The sequence below is a fragment of the Frankia sp. Mgl5 genome, assembly GCF_023242985.1.
GTDB classification, from domain to species: domain Bacteria; phylum Actinomycetota; class Actinomycetes; order Frankiales; family Frankiaceae; genus Parafrankia; species Parafrankia soli.
Window position 1 is genome coordinate 1 of the sequence record NZ_JALKFY010000825.1, and the last position, 26,355, is coordinate 26,355.

The following is a 26,355-nucleotide window of genomic DNA, read 5'->3' on the forward strand; positions in this document are numbered from 1 at the left end:
CGCGGTCGACGGCGCGCTCGCCGGGATCGCCTGCCGCGGCGGCGGGTGGGGGATCGGTGACGTCGGCGAGGCGCAGGCGGGAGAGCAGGCCCGGCAGCCCGGCCAGCCGGGTCAGCTCGGCGCGGCAGTCGGGACATCCGTCCAGATGCGTCTCCACTGCGGCGCGTTCTCCGGGGGCGAGCGCGCCGAGCACGTAGCAGCCGAGCGCGACGCGCAGCGTCGAGCAGGTGTCGGTCACGGCGCCCACCCCTGCTCCTCCAGCGCCAGCCGCAGCGCGCGCAGGCCGTAGTAGACCCGGGACTTCACCGTGCCCTCCGGAATATCCAGCGCCGCCGCCGCCTCGGCCACCGAGCGGCCGAGGAAGTACGTCTCGACCAGCGCGGCGCGGTGTTCCAGGCTGAGTGTGCGGAACGCCTCCGCGACCTGCCAGCTTTCCATCGCCCGTTCCAGGTCGTCGCCGGCGGGCAGCGACGTCAGGACGTCGCCGGGCAGTTCGGCCGGGCGGGCCCGGCGGGCGCGCTGCTCGTCCACGACGATCCGGGCCGCGACGGTGAACAGCCACGGGCGCAGCGGCCGGTCGTCCGCGTCGAGCTTCGGCGCCTGCCGCCAGGCCCGCAGCAGGGTCTCCTGCACGACGTCCTCGGCCCGGCCGCGGTCACCGGTCAGCCGGGTGGTGAAGGCGAGCAGTGCCGCCCCGTGCTCGGCGTGCACGGCACGCACGAACACGGCCCCGGGGTCGTCCACCCCGGGCCGGCCGCCGCGGCGCAGTCCCACATCCCCCCTTCACGGGCAGAGCGGCCGTTCGGTTCAGCGGCCGCGCTGTCGGACGGGTGACAGCGGTCACGGTGAACCGGGACGGCCCGTGCCGCGTGACATCCCACGTCCGCACCGGTTCCCGGGCCTTCCGAGGCACTGGCCCTTCCGAGAGACAGGAGAACATGTGATGCACCGTCCGCATACCCGTACCGCGGCCGCACTGGCGACCGGCGTCATGCTGCTCGCCCTCACCGCCGCCTGCGGGGGCGGCGACGACACCGCCGCCGCGCCGGCGGCCTCCCAGCCCGCCGCGGCCACGACCGCGCCGTGGACCGGTGCGCCGAGCGCGGGCGCGACCGCGGGAGCAGGCGTCCCGGCGGCGCCGACGGCGACCGGCACGACCGTCATGGTCACCGCGACCGAGTTCGCGCTCAAGCTCTCCCAGGACACCTTCACCGCGGGCACCTACACGTTCGTCACCACGAACGACGGCCAGGTGATCCACGCCCTGGAGATCGAGGGACCGGGCGTGAGCGGCTCGGAGACGGCGGACCTCGGGCCGGGCCAGTCCGAGGGCCTCACCGTCACCCTCAGCCCGGGCACGTACAAGCTGTACTGCCCCGTCGGCAACCACGAGTCGCGGGGCATGTCCACGGAGATCACCGTGACCTGACCTCGCCCCGCCCGCCCCGCCCGGCCGCGGTCCGCGTCCGGGGCGGCGCCGGGCTAACGTCGGGAGGGTGAGCGTCCAGCCCCCGCGAACACGGCCCGCCGTCCTGCCCGTCGACCTGCCCGTCGACCTGCGCAGCGACACCGTCACCCGGCCCACGCCCGGCATGCGCCGCGCGATGGCGGAGGCGGAGGTCGGCGACGACGTCTACCGCGAGGACCCGACCGTCCGCGAGCTCGAGGAGCAGGCTGCCGCGCTGCTCGGGCACGAGGCCGCGCTGTTCGTGCCGAGCGGCACGATGGGCAACTTCTGTGCCCTGCGTGCCGGCGCCCCGGTGGGCACCGAGGTCGTCGCCGACACCGACGCGCACATCGTCACCTACGAGCTCGGCGGGCTCGCCGCCCTCGGCGGCGTGCAGACCCGGACCCTCAGCGGCCTCGCGGACACGCTCGACCCGGCCGACATCGCGGCCCAGCTGCGCGCGTTCCCGGTCGCGCACAACTACAACATGGTCCGGACGAGCGTGCTCGCGGTGGAGAACACCCGGGCCCGGGCCGGTGGCCGGGTGTGGCCCCTGGAGCGGCTCGACCGGCTGCGGCTGATCACCGAGGATGCCGGGGTGGTCCTGCACTGCGACGGCGCCCGCCTCTGGAACGCGGCGGTGGCGCTCGACGTCCCGCCACGCCGCCTCGGCGAGATCTTCGGGACGCTGTCGGTCTGCCTCTCGAAGGGCCTCGGCGCCCCGGTCGGTTCCCTCGTCGTCGGCGGCGCCGAGCACGTCGAGCGGGCCCGCGAGTGGCGCAAGCGGCTCGGTGGCGGGATGCGCCAGGCCGGGGTGCTCGCCGCCGCCGGCCTGTACGCGCTGCGGCACCACCTCGACCGCCTCGCCGACGACCACCGCCACGCCGCCGCGCTGGCCGTGACCCTCGCCGACGCGGCACCGCGGCGGGTCCACCCGGAGCGCACCGAGACCAACATGGTGCTCGTCGACGTCCCGGACGCGGCCGCCTTCTGCGCGCAGGCGGCGGACGGCGGTGTGCTCGTCGGCCTGGCCGGTCCGACGACGGTCCGGATCGTCACCCACCTCGACGTCGACGACACCGCGATCCGCCGGGCCGGGGACGTCCTCGCCCCGCTGCTGAACGCCCTGCCACCAGCCGGTTCCTGACCGCGGCGCCGAGGTGTCAGGGGCCGTAGGACCTGGTCGGGTGGATGAGGACGGCGGCGCGGCGCTGTTCGGCCATCACCCGGTCGTAGGTGTCCCAGTCGTCGTGGGTGCCACCGGCGGCGGTGAAGATCTCCCGCAGCAGCAGCCGGAGACGCTCCGCGTCGACCTGCTCGTGGGGGTCGTCGGGCCCGACGATCTCCGCCGTGCCCTCCACGGTGGCCCACCGCCACCCGGACCGGAACGTCGCGCTGACCTGCGGCCGGCGGCGCAGGTTGGCCAGCTTCGTCCGACCGTAGGTCACGAAGGCCACGACCGGCGCGGGCTCCCGCGGATCGGGCGGCAGCGGATGGGGCATGAACGCGGCGTTCACCACGGAGGCCTGGATGCTCCCGTCGGCGCGGCTGGTGGAGATCACGGCCAGCCCGCTCTCCGCGTGCCCCAGTTCGGCTGCCGCCTCGAAAGCGGCCCTGTCAAAGGCGGCTCCGTCGGGAGCGGCGGAGTTGTGCGGGGGGTCGAACGGGGCCACAGACGTCCCTCGCCTTCGCGGTCGGTCCGCCCCCACCGGCACCGGACATGGTGGTGGGCGGTCACACACGGTCCGCGGCCAGGCTACCCAGCGGGAGCCGCGAAGCGACGATCACGGGACGTGGCGGACGTCCTCAGGCTACGGATGGCTGACAGGCACGCTGCGAGGCGGCCGCGTCCGGCTTCAGGTCGGCGAGCGTGAGCGGAAGGGCCGGCGGGTAGGGCAGGACGATCCGCGTCGTGGTGACCCGGCCGGGGGCGACCCGCACCAGCTCGCCGGAGCGCAGCGCCCGCCAGCCGGGATGCTCGTCCATCGGCTCGCTGGCCACCACCACCGAGGGCACGGCCGCCAGGTCGGCCGAGCGCAGCCGGGTCGTGCCCGTGGCGTCGACGTGATCCAGCGGACGTCGGCCGTGGTGGCCGCCGGCGGCCCGGCGCAGCAGGAAGAGTGTGTTCGTCTCCGGGTAGCGCAGGGCCCACAGCTCCCGCGGCGTGGCGAGCACGAGGTTGATGCTGTAGACGGGCAGGTTCGCCGCGACCCACCGGACGGCCACCTCGATGCCGCGCCCGACGTCGCCGTCCGCGTTCGCGATCTCCCGGGTGATCAGGGCGAAGAACCGCTCGGAGTCGGTGTCGCCGGCGACGAGCTCACGGGCGCTGCCGAGCCGCTCCTCCAGCCGGTCGAGCCCCTCGATGACCCCGTTGTGGGCGAAGATCCGCCCGTCCTGGTGGAACGGGTGGGTGTTCTCCGGCGCCAGCCGCCCGGTGGAGGCATGGCGGACATGCGCCACGAACGTCGTGGACGTCCGGCGGCGGGCCTGGGCGGCGAACTGCCGGTCCTCCCAGGCCGCGATCGGCTGCCGGAAGACCTCGGGACGCCCGTCAGGGTCGAAGACGCCGAGGCCGGCGCCGTCGGGATTACGGTGGCTCTGCTCATCCAGGCTGTCGGGCGCGTCGAGCAGCCAGAACGTCGCCCTCGTCCGCTCCGGGGCACTGCTGAGACCGAGAAGTCGACACACGCCCGCGAACCCCCCCGTGATCGCCGTGGCTGCGGCCGCGGGGCGGGCCGTCGCCTGCTGCCAGGGGGTGTTCCCGCTGTCCGCGGCGCCGCACCCGGATCCGTGGCGTCTCCGGGGAGGGGGTCCGCGGGGCGCGACGGCTCAGACGAGCGCCGAACCCGAAGGTGTCCGCGGCCTGGTGCTGGGTCGCCCGCTGGAACTCCAGCAGGGCGTTGCCCTCGTCGTCCTGGACCAACACAGTGGTCACCGGCGGGAGCGCGGGCGCGGGTTCAGGGCACCTCGAGGTTGTTGTCGATCAGTGGCAGGTGCTGGAGGTGCTTCGCGTTCGACGCGATCGCGATCAGCGCGAGGGCCTGCGCGTAGGCGACCTTGCCCGCCTCGTCGAGCGCATCGACGTCGATGTCGGCCAGGACGTCCACCGAGAGCCGAAGGAACTCCTTCGAGTCGAACTCGGTGCCGTCGCCGATCAACGCGGGGACGCGGGGTGGAAGAGCGCGCTTAGCCATACACCCATGGTGCGTGCCGCCGCGTCCGCCTGTTGCCCGGACCCCCGGATCCGCCCGCCACATCGCCGGAGCGCGGAACCCCAGGCCTGACGAAAGGTCCCCGGGCCGCCCCAAACCTGCTGATCCACCGGCAGACCTGCCCTAAACCGGGCGTGCCCGGGAAGTGCGGCGGGTGAGTGAGTCCATAGAGTCACTCACCCGCCACGGTGGTGCTGGAACGGCCGTCGGCTGGGGGCGTCAGGCTTGTGTGACCCGGCACCAGGACGGAATCCCCGTCTCCGGACCCCCGACCCCGACCTGGGGCCCGGACCCTTGCTGCCGCTACACCGCAGCTGTCCGGAGGCCCGGGTGGCGGCGGAGCAGGACGGTCGCGATCAGCGCGGCCAGGGCGACCGTGACGAGCCCGTTCACGACCAGCGCGGTCTGGATGCCGCCCAGCGTCGCCTCCCGCGCCGAGTGCCCGCCACCCGCGGTGAGCGCGGACGTCCGGGCGGTCGCCACCGCGCTCACGATCGGTATCCCCAGCGTGAGCGCGACCTGCTGGGTCATCGTGGTCAGGCCGGTGGCCAGGCCCTGCTGGGCGTCGGGCAGCCCGGAGGTCGCCGTCACCAGGTAGGCGACGAGCCCGCTGGCGTGGCCGAAGAATCCGACGACGGACGCCGCCAGCACGAGCGACAGCGAGCTGCGGTCCAGCCCGACGAAGGCCAGGGCCAGCGCGGACAGGCCCTGGACGAGCAGCCCGAGCACCAGGGTGCGGCGCGGTTCCACGACGGCCAGGACGCGCGGTGCCACCAGTCCGGCCACGAACGCGGCCGTCCCGGGCAGCCCGAAGATCAGCCCGGTCGTCACCGCCGAGTAGCCGAGGACCCGCTGCAGGTACAGCGTCATCAGGAACACGATCGAGCTACCCATCGCGAAGACGACCAACCCGCCGAGGTTGCCCCATCCGACGTGGCGTAGCCGCAGCACCTCCAGCGAGGCCAGCGGATGCGGGCTGGTCGCCTCTATCCGCCAGAAGGCGCCGAGCAGGACGAGCCCCGCGGCCACCGCGATCCACACCGACGGCCGGCCCCAGCCGTCCTCACCGCCGCTGGAGATGCCGTAGACGAAGGCGACCAGCCCAGCGGTGACGGTCAGCGCCCCGGGGACGTCGAGCCGCTGGCGGACGTCCGCGCGGCCACCGGGGACGACCCGCGGCGCGGCGAGCAGGATCGCCAGCGCCACCGGAACGTTGACGAGGAAGGCCCAGCGCCAGCTGAGATAGCCGGTCAGCAGCCCGCCCACCAGTGCGCCCACGGTGAAGCCGGCCGGCAGCAGCGCACCGTTGAGGCTGAGCGCACGCTGCCGGACGGGACCCTCCGGGAACGTCGTGACCAGCAGGGACAGCGCGGCCGGGATGGCGATCGCGGCGGCGAGGCCCTGGCCGACGCGGGCGAGCAGCAGCACGGTCGGCCCCTGGGCGAGCCCGCCAAGCAGGGACGCCACGATCAGCAGCACCAGGCCGGTGAGGAACATCCGGCGTCGTCCGGCCAGGTCGGCGACCCGCGCGAACAGCAGGGTGAACCCCGCGGACGGCAGCGCGAACGTGGTCGCGATCCACTGCAGGTCGCCCTCACCGAGGCCGACCCCCGCCCCGATTGACGGCAGGGCCACGTTGAGGATCGAGAAGTCGATCGCGAGCATGAACTGCGTCCCCAGCAGCAGCACGAGCGCCAACCGCTGCCGCGGAGTCATCCGGTCGGGCCCCGCTGGCCGCGGATCCCCAGCGACGGGCCGCTCGGCCGTCGCGGACGGCGCGGGGTGCCTCGGGGCCGGCACGGCGACGCCGGCCGGGTCGCTCGCGTCCGGCGTGCCGACGGAGGCCCGCTCCGAGATCGCCGCGGGCATCGAATCTGTCATGCCCCGCACGATTCTGGACGTCGACGGCCCTAGCCACGCCCCCGCCGTTGCCACCCCCACGGGTCCTGCCCACGGCGTGGATGGCACCGTCAGGGTGACGGCCACCGGGAATAGTCCGGCGGCGGAACCCGGTCCTGGTGGTTCCTGGCACTGGCAGGGTCACCTTCGCCCCGTCGACTCGCGCGCCGTGCGGCGTGACAATGCCGAGCATGACCGAGCTGGGGGAGTTTCTCCGTTCGCGGCGCAACCAGATCACACCCGCGGACGTCGGCCTGACCCGCCCGGGTGACCGCCGCCGCGTCCCGGGCCTGCGGCGCGAGGAGCTGGCCCAGCTCGCCGGGGTGAGCGTCACCTACTACACCCGGCTGGAACAGGGGCAGAGCCGCAACGCGTCCGACGCGGTCCTGGACGCGCTCGCCCGGGTGCTGCTGCTGGACGACGACGAGCACGCTCACCTGCGCACCCTGGCCCGCCCGGCGCGCGTCGCCCGGCGCACCGCCCGGCCGGAGAAGGTCCGCCCGGGTGTGCGGCTGCTGCTGGACGCGGTGCGCGACGTGCCGGCGCTCGTCATCGGACGGCGGACCGACGTCCTGGCCTGGAACCGGCTCGCGCACGCCCTGCTCGCGCCGCATCTGGACTTCGCGGCGCCGAACCGCTGCGCGACCCAGCCGAACATGGCCCGCCTCATCCTGCTGGACCCGCACATCCGTGATCTTTACGTGAACTGGCGGCGCAAGGTCGACGAGGTCGTCCGCTACCTGCGGCTGGCCTCCGGTCAGTATCCCGACGACCAGCAGCTCACCACCCTCATCGGCGAGCTGTGTGTGAACAGCCCGGAATTCGCGGCGAACTGGGCCCGCCACCAGGTGCGCGACTGCGGGCACGCCGTCCGCGAGTACCGGCACCCGCTGGTGGGGGACCTCGTCCTCGCCGAGGAGGTGCTGCGCGTGCAGGACGACTCGGGCCTGCGGCTGCTCGTGCTCTCCCCCGAACCGGGCTCGGCGAGCGCCGAACGGCTCGCCCTGCTCGCCAGCCTCACCGCCGCCACCGTCGACACGGCCACGGCCGTCGGCGAGCCCCCCTGCGCAACGATTCCCGGCAGCCATCACCTCGCCACGACTCCCGGCAGCCAGCACCTCATCCCGTAACCACCGTCACCCTCCCCACGCCCGCACCCGTGCCGTGGTCACCGAGGCCGGCGCGGTCGCGGTCCGCCCGCAGCAGGTGGACGCCGACCAGGACGAACGCGGCCCCGGTCACGGCCTGGAAGACGGCCACCAGGGCGAGCGGAAGGACGTCCACCAGTGTGCCGGGCAGGGCGGTCAGCAGCAGGAGCCAGCTCGCGACGGGGACGAACCGTGCACGGACGAGCGCCGTGGCGAACAGCATGCTGCCGGCGACGTAGAGGATCCCGGCGGTGTAGACGGCCGGCATCGTCGGGGCGGAGTCCGCGAGCGCGTCGCGGACGGGCTCATCCAGGGGGAACAGCACGTACACCCGGGAGAACTCGATACCGGTCAGCAGCACCAGCCCGACGATGTTCGCCAGCGCGCCCAGGTCGAGCAGCCGGTTGCCCGGCCCGCCGAGGGGACCCGGCCGGCGCAGGCAGGCGGTGATGCCGGCGACGGCGAGCACCGCGAGGACGGGCGCGGCGACCCCGGCTGTGTTCAGCACGGCGTTCTCACTGCCGGCGATGTCCACCGGCGCGTCGAGCAGGACGGCGGCGCCGCCCGCGATGCTCGCCGCCGCGGCCGCGAGCCGGGTTCGTGGCTCGACAGCGGGCGGGCTGGGTGGGGTGTCTCGGTCGGTGCTCATGGTCGTCCTCCGAACGGCGGGGAGTGTCGCCCCGGCCACCGACCCTGTCTATATCGGTAGCCAGTACTCTGATCGCCAATATAACGGTAGACGTACTAGTGGGCAACGGGACGGCTGGCCGCCCCGCTGGAGACGCGGTTCGGTGAGATTCAGTGAGGTTCGGTGCGGTTCAGTGCAGTTCGGTGAGGCGGCGGCTTCCACTGCCGGTCACCGCCACCGCGATCGCCACTCCCGCCGCCATCAGCAGCCAGCGCAGCAGGAGCAGCCCGTCGCGGTCGAGTGCCACGGCCCGCAGGGCGTCGCCGAGCTCCCCGAGCGCACCCAGCGCGAGCCGGCCGAACCACACGACGGCCGCGGCGGCCGCCAGCCGTGGATCCTGCCCGCCGAGCAGGACGCACAAGGCGGGCAGCAGGACGGTCAGGCCGAGGCGGAGCGCGACCGGTGCCGCCTCTCCCGCGGTGCAGGTCGCGGCGAGTGCGAGCAGCGGGCCGGCGGCGTAGGCCGCGGCGACGCCGGCCCGGCGCGCGGACCGCGGCCAGCACCGCGCGGAGGGCCCGGCCGCTACCGGCGGCCTTTGCGCCGGACGACCCAGCAGCAGGCCCAGGAAGACCACGCCGAGGCCGGACAGCCAGCCGAGATCCCCGTACCCGCCGCTGTTCGCGGCGGTCAGACTGGCCGTGAGCGTGACCAGGGCCGTGAGCGCGGTTGCCGTCAGCGCGCCGGCCCGCCGCCCGCTGTACCCCAGTCCGACGCCTACCGCCCCGGTCACCCCCGCCACCGCGGTCCACCACCCGGGAGCGGGACCGATCAGGAGAGCGGGGGTGACCCGGGGCGTCGCGCCGCCGAACTGTGCGGTCCAGACGTCCACCGTCATGACGACCAGCAACATCACCGCGCCGAGGTACAGGCCGCCGCGCCAGACACCGAAAAGCCCCGGTCCGGCGCGGGCCCGTGCGCGCAGGCGCAGCGCCAGCGCGGCGAGCGACCCGAGCTCACCGAGGTGGGCGCGCCGGCCGCGGGTGGCACCGACCTCCGCGACGGTGAGCGCCACGTCGTGGGTGAACGCGGGGTCCACACCCTCGAGGCGGGCGGCGAGCCACCGCGTCGACGCGGCGAGCCGGCCGTCGCTCCAGCGTCCCAGCGGGCCGGGGGTGGACGCCGTCACGTGCCGCGCAGCCCGAGCCGGGCCACGGCCAGGTCGGCGTTCGCCCGCAGCCTCGCGGCCTCCTGAGCGAGCAGGCCGGCACCGGTGTCGGTCAGCCGGTAGTTGCGGCGCGGCGGGCCGCCGTCCGACACCTCACCGTCGAAGGCGACGAGCCCGTCAGCCTCCAGGCGTTCGAGCGCGCCGTACAGGGTGCCCGCGCGGAGCCGGACGCGCCCCTGGGACATCTCCTCGACGGCCTTGATCACCCCGTAGCCGTGCAGCGGCCCGGGCCCCAGCGCGGCGAGAATGAGAAACGTCGGTTCCCGCAGTGGGACGGAGGCGGACACCCCGCGATCATACCGTCGACTGTGCCGCCCATCGGTATACCGGCGGCCGGTGATCGGCCTAGGAATCCTCGGGCGTCGCACAGGTGGAACGGGGCCGGGCTCCCAGGTGCGGATGGATCCCCGGGTGCAGCTCCAGCGTCGCGGCCACCCGGCGCAGCAGGCCGACGAACACCCGCCGCTCGTCGGCGGTCAGATCGCGGGCGATCTCGCCCTCCAGCGGTGGGATCACCTCCGTGACCTGCTCCAGAAGCGCCGTACCGGCCGGCGTCAGGTCGATCTCGAAGGCCCTCCGGTCCTGTGCGCTGCGCCGCCGCCGGACCCAGCCCGCCTCCTCCATCTCGTCGATCAACCCGACCATGTTGTTGCGGTGCATGCCCAGCGCGTCCGCGAGCTGCTGCTGGGTCCGGCCCGCGGCCGCGGTGGTCAGGTTGCTGAGCACACCGAACGCGCGCGGTGAGACGCCGAGCGGCGCCAGCCGGTCGGCGAACTCCTGCGCCGTGCGGGCGCCGACCTGGGACAGCAGGAAGGGCAGGGACACGGAGTAGGGGGCCGCCGGGACGTCGTTCACGAGTCGGAAGTGTACCGTCCAGTGATTGTCATCTAAGGTGACAATCACTAGATGGGTGTTTCGCGCCGATTCTGTGTGATCGAGATGGGGAGTGGCTGAGATGAAGATCGCGGTAGTGGGGGCGACCGGGCGGACCGGAGCCCTGGTCGTGGAGCAGGCACTGGCCCGCGGCCATCGGGTGACGGCCGTGGCACGCCGGCCCGAGGCCGTGCTGGCCCGGCACGACAACCTGCAGGTCGCCGCCGCGGACGTACTCGACCGGGAGACCCTCCTCCCGGCGCTCGCCGGTGTTGAAGCCGTCGTCTCGGCGCTGGGCGCGGCGGCCGGCAGGGAACCGACGACGGTGTACTCCACCGGCGTCCGCAACCTGCTCGCGGCGATGCGGGCCGGCGGCGCGGGCACCATCGCCGTGATCTCCGCGACCCCGGCGGGGCCGCGCGGCGAACTGCCCTTCCTGGAACGGCGGCTGATGATGCCGGTACTCGACCGTTTCTTCGGCGAGGCCTACGCCGACATGCGGCGGATGGAGGACATCCTGCGGACCAGTGACGCCGACTGGATCTCGGTGCGCCCGCCCCGCCTGATCGACCGCCCCGGGACCGGCTCCTACCGCGTCGCCACGGAGGCGCCGCTGCCGAGGGCCCGCAGCATCACCTATCCCGACCTGGCCATGGCCCTGCTGGACGTGCTCGACCGCCGCGACCTCCACCGCCGAGCGGTAACCGTCGCGCACTGAGCCGCCGCCGGCCGCCCGCCGGCGCCACGACCACCGACGACCATCAACGAGGCCACGCACCCGCGGATCCTGAGCGGCCTGTCGCCTTCTGGGAGCGCTGGGACGAGGAGCCCGCGGCCGTTCGCGCTGTTTCCGCCGTGGGCCGGCACGACGTGGAGGGCCTCGGTGCGGGAGCGGTGTCTCCCCGCCGCAGCAGCGCTCTGTGCAGGCGGGCGTTCTCCTGGTACAGCCGTTGTAGTTCAGCCTGCTGCTGGCGTCGTCGTCGCTGGTCGTAGCCAGTCGCCGTCTCGGCCTGGCGGACCCATCGTCGAAGCGTCTCGGTGCCCATGTCGAGCGCGGCAGCGACGGCCTTGATGGCCTGCGATGTGGACGGGTACTGAGGCCGGATGCGTGCGACGTGGGCGACGGCCTGGGCGCGGAAAGGCGGGGGGTACCTCGTCGGACGACCCATGCTGGAACGCTCCTGCGGTGGGGGAGGGAGGCCTCCCGACTGCGGACGGACGCATGGGAGGCGTGACACCGGATTTTTGGCAGTGTTCAGCCAGTGCACCGAGCCTGGATCTCGAATCCGAGACCGAATGGATCCGTTCGTGCTGCCCATTACATTCCTCGACCGGTGCGACGGTGCGCGGTCGAGCCTGCGGGGTCTGCTGGCCGTGAGCTCACTTCGCGGCGAGAAAGCTCCGGGGCAGGACTATGGCAGAGCAGGTCGCTCCTGTCAGCAAAACGGCAGGCAAATTTCTTTGTTGCTCCTGACGTGCCAGGTGGAGACGCCAACAGGCTGTCGGTGGCGCTGCGCACCGGCGATGACAGACGCGGCCTGTCGTTGCGCGCGACCTGGGCCAGCCGTTCCTGACGTCGGGGTCATGTGACTTTCTGCCTCTAGCATCCGACGGTGACAGCTTGCAGCCGACCGACGCTCCGGAACCCGCGCTTGGAATCGGCTTATGTTTCATCGACGTAACACACTCCTGTGTGTCTGGTGTCATATCGACTCCGGAGAGTGTGCGAGCGTGTTAACTGCGTCGCGGCGCAAGGTATCACGGCCCTGGGTGTTCTGTACCTAAATGCCCCGCTTGCGCCGCCGGCCTGTCGTCGCACGCAGTAACCGGTAGGCCATCGGTGATCTTGCCGTAATCGCAATGGGTAACGATTTCGGTGGACGGCGCATGCGGGGCTGTTTGCGCCGCGGCATTCGATCCTGTCATTTTCGGTGATCCGGAACGGCAGCTGTTCTCCGTAGCGGCCGCGCTGGTGCCGCTTTCCCTGATCAAGGGATTCCTGCTGGATCGGAGTTGGCGTGGTGCGGGCATTCCCCATGCGTCGTCGTAGGTCCCTCGTCCGTTCCCTGTGTATCTTCTTGGCCGCGTTACTGGCGGCGACGGGAACCGAGCTCGTCCTCTCCGCTGAGCGGCCGGTGTGGGCCGCGCCGGCCGAGACCGCGGACGCCCCGCCGCCAGCCCCGACCGGGCCCGCGCAGCGACCGGACTTCATCTCGGCGCAGCTGGCCGCGCATGCGGAGAATCGGCGGATCGAGGTGACCGAGGAGCGGACGGAGACGACGTCGACGTTCGTGAATCCCGACGGGACGGTCACCGTCGACTCCTACACGGGGATCCGCCGGGTCCGCCGGGGGGAGGGCTGGGCCGACGTCGACTCGACCCTGGTCCTGGCCGACGGAAAGGTCACGCCGAAGGTCGCGAAGGCGGGCATCGTGCTGTCGGCGGGCGGGTCGAAGCCCGGTGACGTCGCCACCCTTGTCGACGGTGCCCGGGAGATCGCCTTCGGCTGGCCGAGTGCGCTGCCCGCTCCGGAGCTGAAGGACAACACCGCGACCTACCGGGGCGTCGCCGAGGACACCGACCTGGTCGTCAAGGTCGTTCCGACCGGCTACGACGTGCTGATCGTCGCCCACAGCCCCGCCGCCGCGCAGGCGGCCCTGTCGCTGCCGATGCGGCTGAAGGGCCTCACCGCCACCCGGACGTCGGCCGGGGAACTGCAGCTGTCCGCCGGCGGGAAGGTGACCGCCCGCTCGCCCGCGCCGCTGATGTGGGACGCCCATCTCGACCCGGAGAGCCGGCTGCCCGACCGGGTCCGCGGCGTCGACGCGACACTCGACACCGCGAAGGCCGCCTCGCCCACGCTGGCGCTGAAGCCGGACCGGACCTGGCTCACCGACCCCGCCCGGCAGTACCCGGTGACCATCGATCCGGCCGCCACCCTCGCCGACAACCTCGACACCGACGTGAACAACCTGTACACGACCACCAACTACGACACCTACGAGAACCTGCGGGTGGGGAACTACCTCGGCGCGGCGGTGAACCGTTCCTTCCTGCGCTTCGACGACTCCGCGATCAAGGGCAAGCACGTCACCTCGGCGGTGCTGAACCTGTGGCAGGGCGGATCCGCGACGTGCACGGCCCAGCCGACGATCGTGCAGGGATCCGGCGGGATGGGGGCGGGCACCACCTGGAACACCCAGCCGAGCGCGGACGGGATCACCTGGGGCAACGCCACGTTCAACAACGGCGGGTCGTGCACGGGCTCGGGTGGCACGAACATCGACATCACCGGGCTGGTCGACGCCTGGGCGCACAACGGCTACCCCTCGCCGGAGACGCTCACCCTGCGCGCTCCGAACGAGTCCGACGGCAACCAGTTCAAGTACTTCTACTCGGGTGACACGTTCCTGGCCCCGCACATCTCCACCACCTACAACTCCTACCCGGGGACGGTCGCCGGCCGGTTCACCAGCCCGTGCTCCGCACAGTGCGGCGGCAGCCCGGCGATGGTGCTGACGAACAGCACCACCCCGACCCTGTCCGGCGCGTCGCTGGATCCCGAAGGCAGCCCGGTCCGGCTTGACTTCGAGGTGTGGAACTCCGCCGGCTCCACCATGATCACAAGTGGGTCGGTGTCGAACGTGACCTCGAACGCGGTCGGCACCTGGACGGTGCCCTCGGGGCTGCTCACCAACGGGACGGCCTACCAGTGGCGGGCGCGTGCCTTCGACGGGGTCGACTACTCGCAGGCATGGTCGGGCTGGATCCCGTTCACCGTGGACACCACCGCCCCCGCCGCGCCGACCGGGCTGAGCTCAGCGGCCTGGCCGTCCGGCGGCTGGGGCTCGGCCACCTCCGGCACGTTCACCTGGACCTCGCCGGGCGGGGACACCCAGTCGTTCCTCTACGGCCTCGACCAGCCCTCGCCGTCCACCGACACACCCTCGACCGTCACCTCGACGCTGAGCCCGGGCGGTGGGCTGCACACCTTCTACCTGCGGACCAAGGACAAGGCGGGCAACCTCTCCCCGGTCGCCTCCTACGGGTTCGGCGTCGGGGCGGGCGCGCTCGCGCAACCGGCGGAAGGGGCGCGGATCCAGCGGTACACCACCCTGGAGGGGCAGGCCCCCGCGGCGCAGACCAAGGTGACGTTCCAGTACCGGCAGGGAACGAACACCGCCACGGCGTGGAGCGACGTCCCGACCGCCGACGTGACGGTGGCCGGGACGTCGACGCACCCGACCTGGCCGATGACCCGTAACGGCTCGGGCCTGTTCGACAAGCTGACCTGGGATCTCAACGCCACCCTGACCGGCTTCGGCGCGCCGGACGGACCGGTGCAGGTCCAGGCCTGCTTCCGGGACGCCGCCGACACGGTGTCATGCGCCCCGCTGCACACCGTGCAGTTCGCCCGCCGCGCCTTCGCCGACGCCGACGCCACCCAGCAGGTCGGCCCGGGCACCGTCGCCCTGCTGACCGGCGACTACTCGGTGTCGGCGACGGACGTCTCGATGCCGACCTACACCGGTGAGCTGACGGTCGGGCGCTCCTTCACCACCCTGGCGGTGGGCGGCACGCCCGGGGTGTTCGGCCCGGGTTGGACGGCGAGTATGCCCGGCCCGGACGCGGGCTCCGCCGACCGCACCCTCACCGACAGCACCGCCTCCGACGGCTACGTCGCGCTCACCGACGAGAACGGCGTCCAGGACGTCTACACCCGCACCGGCTCGGGCGTCTACCCGTACTCCTACGCCGGTGTCGGTGACGTCGGAACGGACGGGTCGAAGCTGGTGAAGGACTCGGCCACCCAGTTCACCCTCACCGAACTCGACGGAACACGGACGATCTACACCGCGCAGACGGTCAGCGGGGCGACGGTCTGGCGGGTCAGCCAGGTCATCGAACCCGGCACGAACACCACCTCCACGTTCACCACCGACTCCGCCGGGCGGACCACCCGCATCCTCGGCCCGGTCCCGGCCGGCGTCACCTGCACCACCCTCGTCGCCGGCTGCCGGGCCCTGACCCTCGGCTACGCCGCCACGACCACCGCGACCGGCACCGGCACCGACCCGGCCACCTGGGGCGACTACACCGGCCGACTGACCTCGATCGCGATGTCCCTCAACGGCGACGCGCCGATCAACGTCGCCGCCTACGCCTACGACGCCGCCGGCCGGCTGCGCTCGGCGAAGGACCCCCGCACCGGCCTGACCACCACCTACGCCTACGACGCGGCCGGCCGGCTCGCCCAGATCACCCCACCCGGGCAGGCCACCTGGACCCTGACCTACGACGGCGCTGCCCGGCTCTACACCGCCTCCCGCCCCGCCCCCGGCGGGGGGACCGCGACCCAGACGATGGCCTACGACGTGCCCGTGTCCGGATCGGGAGCGCCAGTCGACCTGTCCCCGGGGCAGGTCGCGGGCTGGGCGCAGACCGACATCCCGCTCTACGCCGCCGCGGTGTTCCCCGCCGGCCACGTGCCGGCCGCCGTCCCGGCCACGACGGACTGGCCCTACGCCGACCTGACCTACCTCAACGCCGACGGCAAGCAGGTCAACACCGCCTCCTACGGCAACGGCGCCTGGCAGATCACCACCACCGAGCACGACGCCAAGGGCAACACCATCCGCACCCTGTCCGCCGAGAACCGCAACCAGGCATTCACGCCCACCGCCGACACGGACATGACGGTGGCGGCGCTGACCAGCTCCGCGGCCCGCGCCCAGCAGCTCGACGAGCAGACCGTCTACAGCTCCGACGGAGTGTCGGTCACCGACACCTACGGCCCGACCCATCAGATCGTCGACAACGCCGGAGCCCGCTACTCCGGCCGCGAACACGTGCACACCGACTACGACCAGGGCGCCCCCTCCGCGCCGGACCCCTACCGGCTGGCGACCACGGTCACCACCAGCACCCGACAGGCGGGCGGCACGGACGTCGACGCCCGCCGGACCGTCAACGGCTACGAGGCCAAGACCGGCGCCGACCCGTCCACCTCCGGCTGGGCCCTGCGCAAACCGACGACCATCACCACCTGGATGGGCGGCGGTTCCACCCCCGACATCGTCCGGACCACCTACTACAACCCGGCCGGGAACACGGTGGAATCCCGCCAGCCGAAGGCGAACAGCACCGGCACCGACGCCTTCACCACCGTCACCACCTACTACACCGCCACCGGATCGGGCAGCTGCGTGAACGCCTCCCGCACCGGCCTGGCCTGCACCAGCGGCCCCGCCGCCCAGCCGTCCTCGGGTAACCCGCTGCCGGTGTCGACCTACACGTACAACTCGCTGAACCAGGTCCTGACCGAGGTCGAGACGGTCAACAGCACCACCCGGACCAGCACGTTCACCTACGACACCGCCGGCCGCAGGACCTCCGAGGCGATCACCGCCAGCCCGGCCGCGAACGGCGGCACCGCCATCCCCACCGCCACCTACGGCTACGACCCGGCGACCGGCCTGGCCACAACCACCACCGCGAGCGGCATCACCCTGACCACCGGCTACGACAGCTGGGGACGGGTCGTCTCCCAGACCGACGCCGACGGCAACACCGCCACCACCGGCTACGACATCGACAGCCAGGTCACCTCCGCCACCGACGGAAAAGGCACCTACACCTACACCTACGACGGCGCGAACGAACATCGCGGCCTGCTGACCAGCCTGAACGTCGGTGCCGGATCAGCGCCGTCCACGTTCACCGCCGCGTACAACGCCGATGGCAAACTCGTCGCGCAGACCTATCCGAACGGCCTGGTCGCCACCACCCGCTACGACAACAACGCCGAACCGACCAGCCTCGTCTACGCCAAGAGCGGCACACCCTGGCTGTCGTTCACGCAGGCGAACTCGATCCATGAACAGATCCGCATCGACACCACCCCCGTGTCCGCGAAAACCCTCGGCTACGACCCGTCCGGCCGGCTGACCTCGGTCGCGGACACCGTCAGCTACGGAGGCCCGGCGAGCTGCACCACCCGCGTCTACGCCTACGACCCCGATTCCAACCGGACCGCGCTGACCAGCTATCCCGACGCCGGTGGAAGCGAGACGGGAACCTGTTCTACCAGCACCAGCCCGACGGCCTACTCTTTCTCCTATGACCAGGCCGACCGGCTCACGAACTCCGGTTATGCCTACGACCTGTTCGGCCGCACCACCACCGACCCCTACCCGCCCGCGGGCACCTCGGTGAGCGTCGGCTACCACGTCAACGACCTGGTCGCCTCGGAAACCGTCGGCACCACCACCCGCACCTACACCCTCGACCCCGCCCGGCGCCTTCGGTCCTGGACCGAAGGCAGCACGACCAGCACGAACCATTACACGTCAGCCTCCGCCGACAGCCCCGCCTGGATCGGTGTCGGGACCAGCTGGACGCGGAACATCGCCGGTATCGGCGGGGACCTCGCCGCCACCCAGACCGACACCGGTGCCGTCATCCTGCATCTGGCCAACCTGCACGGCGATGTCGTCGCGACCGTCGACGACATCACGACGGCCAGCTCCATCGCCAGCTACGCCGAATCCACCGAGTTCGGCCTGCCGTACTTCCCCTCCACCGCCTACCCGCGCTACGGCTGGCTCGGCGCGAAGCAACGCTCCCGCGACACCCTCTCCGACCTCACCCTCATGGGTGTCCGCCTCTACGACCCCAACCTCGGTCGCTTCCTGTCCACCGACCCCGTCCCCGGCGGCTCCGACAATCCCTACGACTACGCCCACCAAGACCCCTACAACAGCCTCGACCTCGATGGCCGGTTCTGGCGCAAGGTCGGCCGCTTCATATCTCATCATAAGGTCGACATCGCCCTCACCGCCCTGATGTTTGTTCCAGGTGGTGGGGAAGCGAGGCTGGGCTGGGAAGCGATTCAGATCGCGCGTCAAGCACGCTATGCCCGTGCTGGATGGGGTGGCTGGAGAGCCGCGGTGTCGAGGGGTGGCATGATTGGACGACGGGTTCCAGGAGCACGCAATTTCAAAATCCACTACGATATTGATGTGCATCCGTTCAGGTTTATCGGTAACCGCCCCCATATTCAAGTCGACACCTGGAAGCGCGGAGTGAAGGGGAGGCCCCGGAGCTATCGTCTTCCGTTCTTCCGTCTCTGGAGGTGAGATGAATGTTGCCGGGTCGTCGCCATCGCAGGGAAATGCGTGAGCTTCTTCGGAGACGGGTGGAGCTAGAGCTCGTAAATCTATCTAAAGTCGGCTTTGTTGAAGCGGAGAAATTTGACAGGCCGGTGAGCTGGGATGAAACATATGATGGGAAAAAAATATACTTGAAAATCTATCGTACCGTCGAAAGCTCTGATTGTGTTATGTTGTGGGTGAATGTCGACGACGGTGGATGGAGTGCGTATCATCCGGAGTCGGGATTCGTCTATGTGAGAAGGTAGCAGTCGGAGCTTCTCCGTAGAACAATGGTCGGGATGGCGGCTCCCTCTGTGTCGGTCTCGGCCGGCCGGCCTGGATCGGTGTCGGGACCAGCTGGACGCGGAACATCGCCGGTATCGGCGGGGACCTCGCCGCCACCCAGACCGACACCGGTGCCGTCATCCTGCATCTGGCCAACCTGCACGGCGATGTCGTCGCGACCGTCGACGACATCACGACGGCCAGCTCCATCGCCAGCTACGCCGAATCCACCGAGTTCGGCCTGCCGTACTTCCCCTCCACCGCCTACCCGCGCTACGGCTGGCTCGGCGCGAAGCAACGCTCCCGCGACACCCTCTCCGACCTCACCCTCATGGGTGTCCGCCTCTACGACCCCAACCTCGGTCGCTTCCTGTCCACCGACCCCGTCCCCGGCGGCTCCGACAATCCCTACGACTACGCCCACCAAGACCCTCGTAACGTCCTTGACCCCGGTGGAAGTGGTCCTGGCGAAAAAGCCTGGCCCGTGACCGGGCTACCGCGCGGCATGCCGGGCCCGCGCCTCGGGGAGGCCGGGCGCGGGTGCGATCCGCGGTGAGGCGGCCGGGAGGGCACCGGCGCAGGTCATGGGGTGGCGGCGGGTACCGGCCCGTGACTGGTGACCACACCGACGGTGCCCTCGGCGAGCCGGTACGACAGACCGACCACCGCACATCGTCCGGCGGCGACCTCGGCCGCGAGCAGGACCGACCGGCCGACCAGGCCGTCGACCGTCCGCCGGATATGCGTGCGCACGAACGCGTCGACGTCAGTGTGTCCGGCCGCCCGCGCCGACAACACGCTGGGCATCACCCGCTCGACCACGTCCCCGAGATAGCCCGCAGGCGCGGTCCCGTCACGATCTGCCTCGGACGCCGCGGTGACAGCGCCACACGAATCGTGCCCGAGAACGACGACGAGTGGCGCACCGAGCACGCTGACGCCGTACTCGATGCTGCCCAGCACCTCAGGCCCGGCGACGTGACCGGCGGTCCTCACCACGAAGAGATCCCCCAACCCGCGGTCGAAGATGATCTCAGCTGCCAGGCGGGAATCGGAGCATCCGAACAGCACGGCGAACGGATGCTGTCTCGGCGCCACAGCCGATCGGCGGTCAGCATCCTGGTTCGGGTGCAGCCGTTCACCACGCACGAAGCGCGCGTTGCCTTCCCTCAGGACCGCGAACGCCTCGGCGGGCGAGGACATAGCGAGATTGAAATCGGGCACGCGCAGCAACCTATCTGGTCAGGCGCCGAACCGAACCCGATCGCGGCAACGCCACCAGCAACCGACCAGCCGGGCGCCCGCGAAGGCCCGGCCGTCGAGGTGTCTCCGGGTACCGGGGCGTCCATATGCCCGGTCCGACGCCCGGTCCCGCCTCGCGACCGCGGCCCACCATCCCAAACCCAAGATAGTCAACGCCGTTGACGGCCTGTGCCTCAACCCCTACGACTACGCCCACCAAGACCCCTACAACACCTTCGGCCTCGACGGACGACCCCGGGTCGTGGGTGACACGACTACTTCACTTTCCACTTCATTTTCCACATCGAACAGCGAGGCGGATTCTGGTGAGTGATGCGCAGACGCCCTTGGCCCCTGAGGGTAAGCTGGGTAGATGTACCAAAGATCCATATGATGGTTGCTATTTACTCGTGGCAACCGAGACCGAGGACAGCTTCTATTTTTATTTGAGTGATCATCCAGACTTGCCAAAATCTGTCGCCCGCCACGACGATTTCAGGGTCCACGAGGACGATTTTGATGATGTCGTCGAGGAGCTTGGCGTAGAATGGTTCGGGTCTGAGGAGGGTGAGCGCCTGGAGCGAGAGGTATTTGATCTCCGCCGGGAATGGGCGGCGCGGCGAGCTCGTCGCGAACGTCTGCGAAAGTGGTTCTCGCACCTCCATCAGTGATGACGGCACGGAGTGCGATTGTCGTCGCGCCAGCCATGAATGACATCGGAGAGAAGGTCACGGACGCGGCCCAGTACGGCGCTCAGATATTCGTCGGCTTCCAGTTCCCCGAACAGGGGGTGGCTTCCGCGGTCGGGTTCTTCGGCCACGCCAGCGGGCTCGCCGCCTACCTGGTCACGGCCACCTCCGGGCTACCCGACGCCCAGCAGGGCCTGGCCACCGGCCTGGTCACCATCCCCTCACAGCCCTGATCGCCGCGTTCCTGCTCCGCCGCCACCCGGGTGCCCGCCAAACCGCGGTGTAGCGGCCCGCCTCGATCGACTACTGCCCGCGGGGAATGCCCCGCTGTCGGATAGATGTCAGCCGTTCCGGTCGGTCCCGCGCGGGCCGGGCGCGGCAGCCGACCGCCGGGGACCTCGTTCGTCGTATCCCCGCACGTCAGGGCGTCGCGGTGGGCTCGGTGCCGTCCACAAGCGGGCCCGTGAGGACCCGCGTGGACAGATCACTGCCGGACCGGGACCGATCGCGCTTTGCTACCATCCGGCACTCTAGGAGGTGCCCGAAAAGGGGCACGGGTGGTGATAGCGGGCGCGTCTCGCGCACCGTCGTTCCGCGGGGCGGCGACCAGGAGGTCGGTCTGTGTCGGTCATCGACCGGGCTCGGGTGGCCGCGGCGCTGCCGGGGTACGTCCTCGGCCGCGAGCTGGGCGCGGGCGCGTTCGGCCTGGTGATCGCCGGGCGTCGGCTCCCACCCGGCACGAGCTCCGCAACCGACGGTGCCGCGGCTGGCGGCCCCGCGACGGACGTGGCCGTCAAGATCCTCGATCTGGGCGCGGCCGGCGTCGCCCCCGCCCCCGGTGGCGACGGCTCCGGCGGGGCGTCCGCGGGCACCGTCGTACTCGGGTCGGCTCCCGGGGCCGGTCCGCCGCCCGCCCCGGACCGTGACCAGGACGCCCGGATCCTCACCCAGCTCGATCATCCGCACCTGTGCCGGCTGCTCGACATCGTCCCCGTCGACGGGCTGCGCCTGCTGGTGACCGAGCTGCTGCCCGGCGGGACACTGGCCCGCCAGAGCCTGACCCCGCCGGCCGCGTGCGCGGTCGTGCTCGCCGCCGCCGACGCGCTGATGCACGCCCACGCCGCCGGCGTCCTGCATCGCGATGTCAAACCCGCCAACATCCTTTTCGCCGCGGACGGCCAGCCGAAGCTGACGGACCTGGGCGTGGTCGGGCTCGTCGACGGGACGCCGCTCACCGCCGGCGGCGTCATCGGCACGGCCCAGTACATGGCTCCCGAGCAGGTGAGCGGGAGCCGCCTGGGGCCCGCGACGGACATCTACGCGCTGGCCGCGACCCTGCACGAGCTGCTGGCCGGAACGCCGCTGTTCGGTGCGGGCCTGACCGCGCCGGAGCTGTTACGCCATCACTGCGAGGTCGTCCCGGCTCCGCCGCCGGGCGTCCCGCCGCCGGTGGCGGCGGTGCTGGCCAGGGCGCTGGCGAAGGCACCGGGGGAGCGGCACCGCACCGCCGGGCAGTTCGCCATGGATCTCGCCGCGGCCGCGCGGCTGGGGTACGGCGGCGACTGGCTGGCACGGGCGGACGTTCCGCTGGCGATCAGTGACGGGCTGCGCGAACAGGGATCGGGCCCCCACCCGGCGCTGGGCCCGCCAGGCGCTGTCGGCATCGGCACCGGGGGTGCCGGAGCCGGCACAGGCGCCGATGACGATCTGGCGGAGCGCACCACGAGGTTGGACCCGCCGCTGCCGCCGGTGACCTCCCTGCTTCCGGAGCCTGTGCCGGTCGGCCCACCCGGCGGCGCCCAGGCGACCGGCCCCGAGGCCACCAGCGCTACCAGCGCTACCGATACCGGCCTGTCCGCCGAGGGACCGCTGCCTCGCTCGGGCCCCGGCGGTCCTGATGGTCCGGCCGGCCGGCGGGCGTCCCGGCGGCGGGTGTGGATGGTCGGCGCCGCGGTCGCGGCGGTGCTGGCGGTCGTGGCCGCGCTGGTCGTCCCGCGGGTCACCGGCGACGAGCAGGCGGTCACCGGTGCCGCTCCGGCCAGCCCGCGCAGCGGGCCGGGCACGGCGGCGCCGCCGGAGCGGCCCGGACCGCTGCCGCCGCCACCGCCGTACCCGGTGGTCACGGTGGCCGGGACGGGCGAGGCGGCGTTCTCCGGCGACGGCGGCCCCGCCGGCTCGGCGGCGCTCAACGGCCCGTTCGGGATGGTCGCGGACTGGGCCGGCAACATCTATGTCGCCGACTTCGACAACAACCGGGTCCGGCGGATCACGGCGGACGGGACGATCACCACGATCGCCGGGACCGGTGAGGCGGGCTTCTCCGGCGACGGGGGGCCCGCCACCCAGGCACGGCTGCGCCAGCCGGCGGCGGTGGCGCTCGACTCGGCCGGCAACATCCTGATCGCCGACACGTTCAACCAGCGCATCCGCCGTGTCGACCCGTCCGGGATCATCACGACGGTGGCGGGCAAGGATGACCGCGGGTTCAGCGGGGACGGTATGCCGGCGACCGAGGCCACCCTCTGGTACCCCGGTGGGGTCGTGGCCGACCCGACCGGCAACATCTACGTCGCCGACAGCGGCAACAACCGGATCCGGCGGGTCGGCACCGACGGGATCATCCAGACCGTGGCCGGCGGGGACGGTGAGGGCGCGTTCGGTGACGGCGGCCCGGCGGCCGACGCGCTGCTGGCGTTCCCGATCAGCGTGGCGATGGACCGCCCCGGCCGGCTCTACATCGCCGACTCCGGCAACAACCGGATCCGCCGGGTCGGGCTGGACGGGGTGATCGAGACCGTCGCCGGCACCGGCCTGCCCGGCTACTCCGGCGACGGCGGGCCGGCGACCCGCGCCACGCTGCGTTCCCCGCGCGGGGTCGCCGTCGACGCGCGGGGCGCCATCTTCATCACCGACCGGACCAACCGGCGGATCCGGCGGGTCGACCCGTCCGGGATCATCACCACCGTGGCGGGCACCGCCCACCCGGGCCGGGACGAGTCCGTCGACCCGGACGCGATGAGTCCGGACGGGCCGGTCGCGCTCGACCCCACCGGGGACGTCTTCGTCGCCGACCGGCGGCGCAACCAGGTGCTCCACGTGGAGCTGACCGGCTCCGGGTAGCGCCGCGCCCAGACGGACGACCAGCGAGCCAGCATCAGCGAGCCAGCATCAGCGAGCCAGCAGAGCTCAGACCAGGACGGGAGGGGAGCCGTGCCAGTCGTCGACCGCGCACGCGTCGCCGCCGCGCTCCCGGGCTACGGGATCGGCGGCGAGCTGGGGTCGGGTGCCTTCGGGCTCGTGCTCGCCGGCTACCACCAGGAGCTCGACCGGCGGGTCGCGGTCAAGGTGCTCGCCAGCGGCGCGGCGGAGGCGGCGGTCGACTTCCGCACCGAGGCCCGGCTGCTCAGCCGGCTCGACCATCCGCACATCGTGCGGACCTACGACTACGTCACCCGCGGCGACCTGTGCCTGCTGGTGATGGAGATGCTGCCCGGCGGGACGCTCACGCACCGGGTGATGCGCCCCGAGGCCGCCTGCGCGGTCGGCCTGGCCGTCGCCGACGCGCTCGCCCACGCGCACGCCCACGGGGTGCTGCACCGCGACATCAAACCGGCGAACATCCTGTTCACCGACCAGGGCCAGCCCAAGATCACCGACTTCGGCATCTCGAAGGTGTTCGAGGGGTCGGCGTCGACGGCGAGCCGGGTGGTGGGCACGCCCCGCTACATGGCCCCCGAGCAGATCACCGGCGACCGGCTGAGCCCGGCCACCGACCTGTACGCGCTCGGCGTCGTCCTCTACGAGCTGTTCACCGGGGCGTCGCTGGCGCCACCGTCGCTGCCGCTGCCGCTGCTGCTGCGCCATCACACCGAGGTCGTGCCGCCCCCGCCGCCGGGGGTCCCGGCGCCGCTGGCGGAGGTGCTGATGCGCAGCCTGGCCAAGCGGCCCGAGGACCGCCATCCCAACGCCCGCGCGTTCGCGTTCGACCTGGCCCGGGCGGCCACCGCCGTGTTCGGCCGGCACTGGCTCGACCGCGCAGGCATCCCGATCCACCTCGCCGAGGACGTCCGCCAGATCACCACCCGCAGGTTCGGGCGGGTGCCGCGCACGGAGGAGCACGGCTGGCCCGCGGGCGGCGGACCGGTCCGCGGCGGGCGACCGGGCGGCCGGGCGAGCCGGTGGCTGCCGGTCGGCCTGCTCGCCGGGGGGCGCGGCGCGCGGGTACCGCTGACGGTGACCGCGCTGGCCGTCGTCCTCGCGCTCGTCGCGGGCGGTGGGGCCGGCTGGGCGGTGTGGGGGCGGCCGGAGCCCGCGCCGCCAGCGCCGCCGGCCCCGCCGCCGGCCTGGCAGCCGGTGCTGGCCACGGGCACGATCACCACGGTGTTCGGTTCCGGCTCGGAGGGCTTCTCCGGCGACGGCGGGCCCGCCGCCCAGGCCGAGTTCGACACCCCGAACGACCTGACGATCGACGCCCCGCGCGGTTACGTCTACGTCGCCGACACCGACAACCACCGGATCCGCCGCATCGACCGGACCGGCACGATCACCACCGTCGCCGGCACCGGGACGGACGGCTTCGCCGGCGACGGCGGCCCGGCGACCGAGGCGCAGCTCGACGAGCCGAACAGCGTCGCGGTGGCCCCCGACGGCACCCTCTACATCGCCGACACCCACAACCACCGCATCCGTCGCATCGGCCTGGACGGGATCATCACGACGATCGCCGGCCAGGACGACTTCGGTTTCGCCGGTGAGGTGAGCGACGACGGCCTGACGTTCTCCGGCGACGGCCTGCCGGCGGTGAACGCGAAGCTGAACTACCCGAACACCGTTCTGCTGGAGCCCGGCGGGAGCCTGCTCGTCGCGGACGGGGAGAACAACCGGGTCCGTCGCATCGGCCTGGACGGGATCATCACCACGATCGCGGGCACCGGGGCGGAGAGCTTCGGTGGCGACGGCGGCCCGGCGACCTCCGCCGGCTTCAGCTACCCGAGCGCGCTGGCCCGTGGCCCCGACGGCAGTCTCTACGTCGCCGACCAGGACAACTACCGGGTCCGCCGCATCGCCCCGGACGGGACGGTCAGCACGTTCGCCGGGACCGGGACGATGGGCTTCTCCGGCGACGGCGGCCCGGCCGTCCAGGCCGAGGTCAACACCGTCGGTGCCGACCTCGCCGTCGACGCGGCCGGCAACGTCTACCTCTCCGACCCGGGGAACAGCCGGGTCCGGCGCATCGGCACCGACGGCGTCATCACCACCATCGCGGGCACGGGCGCGTCGGAGTACTCGGGCAACGGCGGCCCGGCGACCGCCGCCGAGCTGGTGTACCCGGGTGGCCTCGCGCTCGACGACGTCGGCGACCTCTACATCGCCGACGGTGTCGACGGCCGGGTGCGCGCCATGCGGCTCCCGCCGGGCAGCTGCGCCACGGCGCCGTGCCCGACCTCCCCGCCCGTCCCGGGTGCGTCCCCGGCTCCCGGCGCCCCCGCGCCGCCCGCCTCCGCTCCCGCGCCCGTGACGCCGGGCGTCGCGGGCACCGCGGCGTAGGGCC

At 72.3% G+C, this 26,355-nt stretch carries 24 protein-coding genes; 11 read left to right on the forward strand and 13 right to left on the reverse strand.

Annotated features, from left to right (window positions below):
* Both MXD62_RS33010 and MXD62_RS33015 read right to left on the reverse strand, forming a co-directional pair.
* A partial coding sequence (locus MXD62_RS33010) for a zf-HC2 domain-containing protein (RefSeq protein WP_248833272.1) occupies nt 1–247 on the reverse strand: 247 nt, incomplete at its 3' end.
* Complete coding sequence (locus MXD62_RS33015) at nt 235–744, reverse strand: sigma-70 family RNA polymerase sigma factor (RefSeq protein ID WP_308301367.1); 510 nt, start codon at nt 742–744, stop codon at nt 235–237. The genes MXD62_RS33010 and MXD62_RS33015, both read right to left, overlap by 13 nt.
* Before the next feature lie 199 nt (nt 745–943).
* Here MXD62_RS33015 and MXD62_RS33020 point away from each other — a divergent pair, with 199 nt between their 5' ends.
* Together MXD62_RS33020 and MXD62_RS33025 are read left to right on the forward strand one after the other, a co-directional pair.
* The gene (locus MXD62_RS33020) at nt 944–1,429 is read left to right on the forward strand and encodes a hypothetical protein (protein ID WP_248833274.1); all 486 of its coding nucleotides are present in this window, start codon (nt 944–946) and stop codon (nt 1,427–1,429) included.
* Nucleotides 1,430–1,496: 67 nt separating this feature from the next.
* The gene (locus tag MXD62_RS33025) at nt 1,497–2,594 is read left to right on the forward strand and encodes a low specificity L-threonine aldolase (RefSeq protein WP_248833275.1); all 1,098 of its coding nucleotides are present in this window, start codon (nt 1,497–1,499) and stop codon (nt 2,592–2,594) included.
* 16 nt (nt 2,595–2,610) lie between these two features.
* Here the strand turns inward: MXD62_RS33025 and MXD62_RS33030 are convergent, their stop codons facing one another.
* From MXD62_RS33030 to MXD62_RS33045, 4 genes are all read right to left on the reverse strand, one after another.
* Nucleotides 2,611–3,036, reverse strand: a complete 426-nt coding sequence (locus MXD62_RS33030) for a TIGR03618 family F420-dependent PPOX class oxidoreductase (RefSeq protein ID WP_251082713.1) — start codon at nt 3,034–3,036, stop codon at nt 2,611–2,613.
* Between the two features lie 217 nt (nt 3,037–3,253).
* Complete coding sequence (locus tag MXD62_RS33035; RefSeq protein WP_248833277.1) at nt 3,254–4,138, reverse strand: class II glutamine amidotransferase; 885 nt, start codon at nt 4,136–4,138, stop codon at nt 3,254–3,256.
* Nucleotides 4,139–4,407: 269 nt separating this feature from the next.
* Nucleotides 4,408–4,644, reverse strand: coding sequence for a hypothetical protein (locus tag MXD62_RS33040; protein ID WP_248833278.1), 237 nt, complete (start codon nt 4,642–4,644; stop codon nt 4,408–4,410).
* A gap of 321 nt (nt 4,645–4,965) precedes the next feature.
* Nucleotides 4,966–6,543: an MFS transporter gene (locus tag MXD62_RS33045; protein WP_248833279.1), complete on the reverse strand. Its 1,578-nt coding sequence runs from the start codon at nt 6,541–6,543 to the stop codon at nt 4,966–4,968.
* Between the two features lie 209 nt (nt 6,544–6,752).
* Here MXD62_RS33045 and MXD62_RS33050 point away from each other — a divergent pair, with 209 nt between their 5' ends.
* Nucleotides 6,753–7,691: a helix-turn-helix transcriptional regulator gene (locus tag MXD62_RS33050; protein WP_248833280.1), complete on the forward strand. Its 939-nt coding sequence runs from the start codon at nt 6,753–6,755 to the stop codon at nt 7,689–7,691.
* Here MXD62_RS33050 and MXD62_RS33055 read toward each other — a convergent pair.
* The 4 genes from MXD62_RS33055 to MXD62_RS33070 form a co-directional block, all read right to left on the reverse strand.
* Complete coding sequence (locus MXD62_RS33055; RefSeq protein ID WP_248833281.1) at nt 7,681–8,358, reverse strand: hypothetical protein; 678 nt, start codon at nt 8,356–8,358, stop codon at nt 7,681–7,683. The two genes, MXD62_RS33050 and MXD62_RS33055, sit on opposite strands and share 11 nt — an antisense overlap.
* Before the next feature lie 169 nt (nt 8,359–8,527).
* On the reverse strand, nt 8,528–9,523 hold the full coding sequence (locus MXD62_RS33060; protein WP_248833282.1) for a hypothetical protein: 996 nt from the start codon (nt 9,521–9,523) through the stop codon (nt 8,528–8,530).
* A complete protein-coding gene (locus tag MXD62_RS33065; RefSeq protein WP_248833283.1) occupies nt 9,520–9,849 on the reverse strand; it encodes a PadR family transcriptional regulator in 330 nt (109 codons plus the stop codon). Before MXD62_RS33065 ends, MXD62_RS33060 begins: the two co-directional genes overlap by 4 nt.
* Nucleotides 9,850–9,907: 58 nt before the next feature.
* Nucleotides 9,908–10,417 (reverse strand): MarR family winged helix-turn-helix transcriptional regulator, encoded by a 510-nt coding sequence (locus MXD62_RS33070; RefSeq protein ID WP_248833284.1) that lies wholly within the window; start codon nt 10,415–10,417, stop codon nt 9,908–9,910.
* 100 nt (nt 10,418–10,517) lie between these two features.
* Between MXD62_RS33070 and MXD62_RS33075 the strand changes: the two genes are divergently transcribed.
* The gene (locus tag MXD62_RS33075; protein ID WP_248833285.1) at nt 10,518–11,153 is read left to right on the forward strand and encodes an NAD(P)H-binding protein; all 636 of its coding nucleotides are present in this window, start codon (nt 10,518–10,520) and stop codon (nt 11,151–11,153) included.
* A gap of 43 nt (nt 11,154–11,196) precedes the next feature.
* Here the strand turns inward: MXD62_RS33075 and MXD62_RS41100 are convergent, their stop codons facing one another.
* Nucleotides 11,197–11,754, reverse strand: a complete 558-nt coding sequence (locus MXD62_RS41100) for a transposase (RefSeq protein ID WP_368862486.1) — start codon at nt 11,752–11,754, stop codon at nt 11,197–11,199.
* 557 nt (nt 11,755–12,311) lie between these two features.
* Here MXD62_RS41100 and MXD62_RS33080 point away from each other — a divergent pair.
* Both MXD62_RS33080 and MXD62_RS39520 read left to right on the forward strand, forming a co-directional pair.
* Nucleotides 12,312–12,485 carry a hypothetical protein gene (locus MXD62_RS33080; RefSeq protein WP_248833286.1) on the forward strand — a complete coding sequence of 58 codons (174 nt, stop codon included), beginning with the start codon at nt 12,312–12,314 and terminating at the stop codon, nt 12,483–12,485.
* Nucleotides 12,486–12,513: 28 nt separating this feature from the next.
* Entirely contained in the window at nt 12,514–18,573 is a 6,060-nt protein-coding gene (locus MXD62_RS39520) for a DNRLRE domain-containing protein (protein ID WP_285224275.1), read from the forward strand.
* Between the two features lie 265 nt (nt 18,574–18,838).
* On the opposite strand, the gene MXD62_RS33100 is transcribed toward MXD62_RS39520, so the two are convergent.
* The gene (locus tag MXD62_RS33100; protein ID WP_248833287.1) at nt 18,839–19,297 is read right to left on the reverse strand and encodes a hypothetical protein; all 459 of its coding nucleotides are present in this window, start codon (nt 19,295–19,297) and stop codon (nt 18,839–18,841) included.
* Here MXD62_RS33100 and MXD62_RS41105 point away from each other — a divergent pair.
* Entirely contained in the window at nt 19,205–19,429 is a 225-nt protein-coding gene (locus tag MXD62_RS41105; RefSeq protein ID WP_368862487.1) for an RHS repeat-associated core domain-containing protein, read from the forward strand. The genes MXD62_RS33100 and MXD62_RS41105 overlap by 93 nt on opposite strands.
* Before the next feature lie 26 nt (nt 19,430–19,455).
* Here MXD62_RS41105 and MXD62_RS33105 read toward each other — a convergent pair whose 3' ends face one another.
* Entirely contained in the window at nt 19,456–20,097 is a 642-nt protein-coding gene (locus tag MXD62_RS33105; RefSeq protein ID WP_308301366.1) for a carbonic anhydrase, read from the reverse strand.
* Between the two features lie 428 nt (nt 20,098–20,525).
* Between MXD62_RS33105 and MXD62_RS33110 the strand changes: the two genes are divergently transcribed.
* The 4 genes from MXD62_RS33110 to MXD62_RS33125 all read left to right on the forward strand — a co-directional run bounded on the left by MXD62_RS33110 (nt 20,526) and on the right by MXD62_RS33125 (nt 26,351).
* Nucleotides 20,526–20,786, forward strand: a complete 261-nt coding sequence (locus MXD62_RS33110) for a hypothetical protein (RefSeq protein WP_248833288.1) — start codon at nt 20,526–20,528, stop codon at nt 20,784–20,786.
* A 35-nt stretch (nt 20,787–20,821) separates the two neighbouring features.
* Entirely contained in the window at nt 20,822–21,037 is a 216-nt protein-coding gene (locus MXD62_RS33115) for a hypothetical protein (RefSeq protein WP_248833289.1), read from the forward strand.
* Between the two features lie 388 nt (nt 21,038–21,425).
* The gene (locus tag MXD62_RS33120) at nt 21,426–23,924 is read left to right on the forward strand and encodes a protein kinase (protein ID WP_248833290.1); all 2,499 of its coding nucleotides are present in this window, start codon (nt 21,426–21,428) and stop codon (nt 23,922–23,924) included.
* 90 nt (nt 23,925–24,014) lie between these two features.
* Nucleotides 24,015–26,351: a protein kinase gene (locus MXD62_RS33125; RefSeq protein WP_248833291.1), complete on the forward strand. Its 2,337-nt coding sequence runs from the start codon at nt 24,015–24,017 to the stop codon at nt 26,349–26,351.
* The last annotated feature ends 4 nt before the right edge of the window (nt 26,352–26,355 follow it).

Coding starts and splice junctions, on each gene's coding strand:
- MXD62_RS33075 (WP_248833285.1), top strand. CDS start 10,518: ATGAAGATCGCGGTAGTGGGGGCGACCGGGCGGACCGGAGCCCTGGTC.
- MXD62_RS33055 (WP_248833281.1), bottom strand. CDS start 8,358: ATGAGCACCGACCGAGACACCCCACCCAGCCCGCCCGCTGTCGAGCCA.
- MXD62_RS41105 (WP_368862487.1), top strand. CDS start 19,205: ATGGGTGTCCGCCTCTACGACCCCAACCTCGGTCGCTTCCTGTCCACC.
- MXD62_RS33050 (WP_248833280.1), top strand. CDS start 6,753: ATGACCGAGCTGGGGGAGTTTCTCCGTTCGCGGCGCAACCAGATCACA.
- MXD62_RS33115 (WP_248833289.1), top strand. CDS start 20,822: ATGAATGACATCGGAGAGAAGGTCACGGACGCGGCCCAGTACGGCGCT.
- MXD62_RS33040 (WP_248833278.1), bottom strand. CDS start 4,644: ATGGCTAAGCGCGCTCTTCCACCCCGCGTCCCCGCGTTGATCGGCGAC.
- MXD62_RS41100 (WP_368862486.1), bottom strand. CDS start 11,754: ATGGGCAGCACGAACGGATCCATTCGGTCTCGGATTCGAGATCCAGGC.
- MXD62_RS33020 (WP_248833274.1), top strand. CDS start 944: ATGCACCGTCCGCATACCCGTACCGCGGCCGCACTGGCGACCGGCGTC.
- MXD62_RS33045 (WP_248833279.1), bottom strand. CDS start 6,543: ATGACAGATTCGATGCCCGCGGCGATCTCGGAGCGGGCCTCCGTCGGC.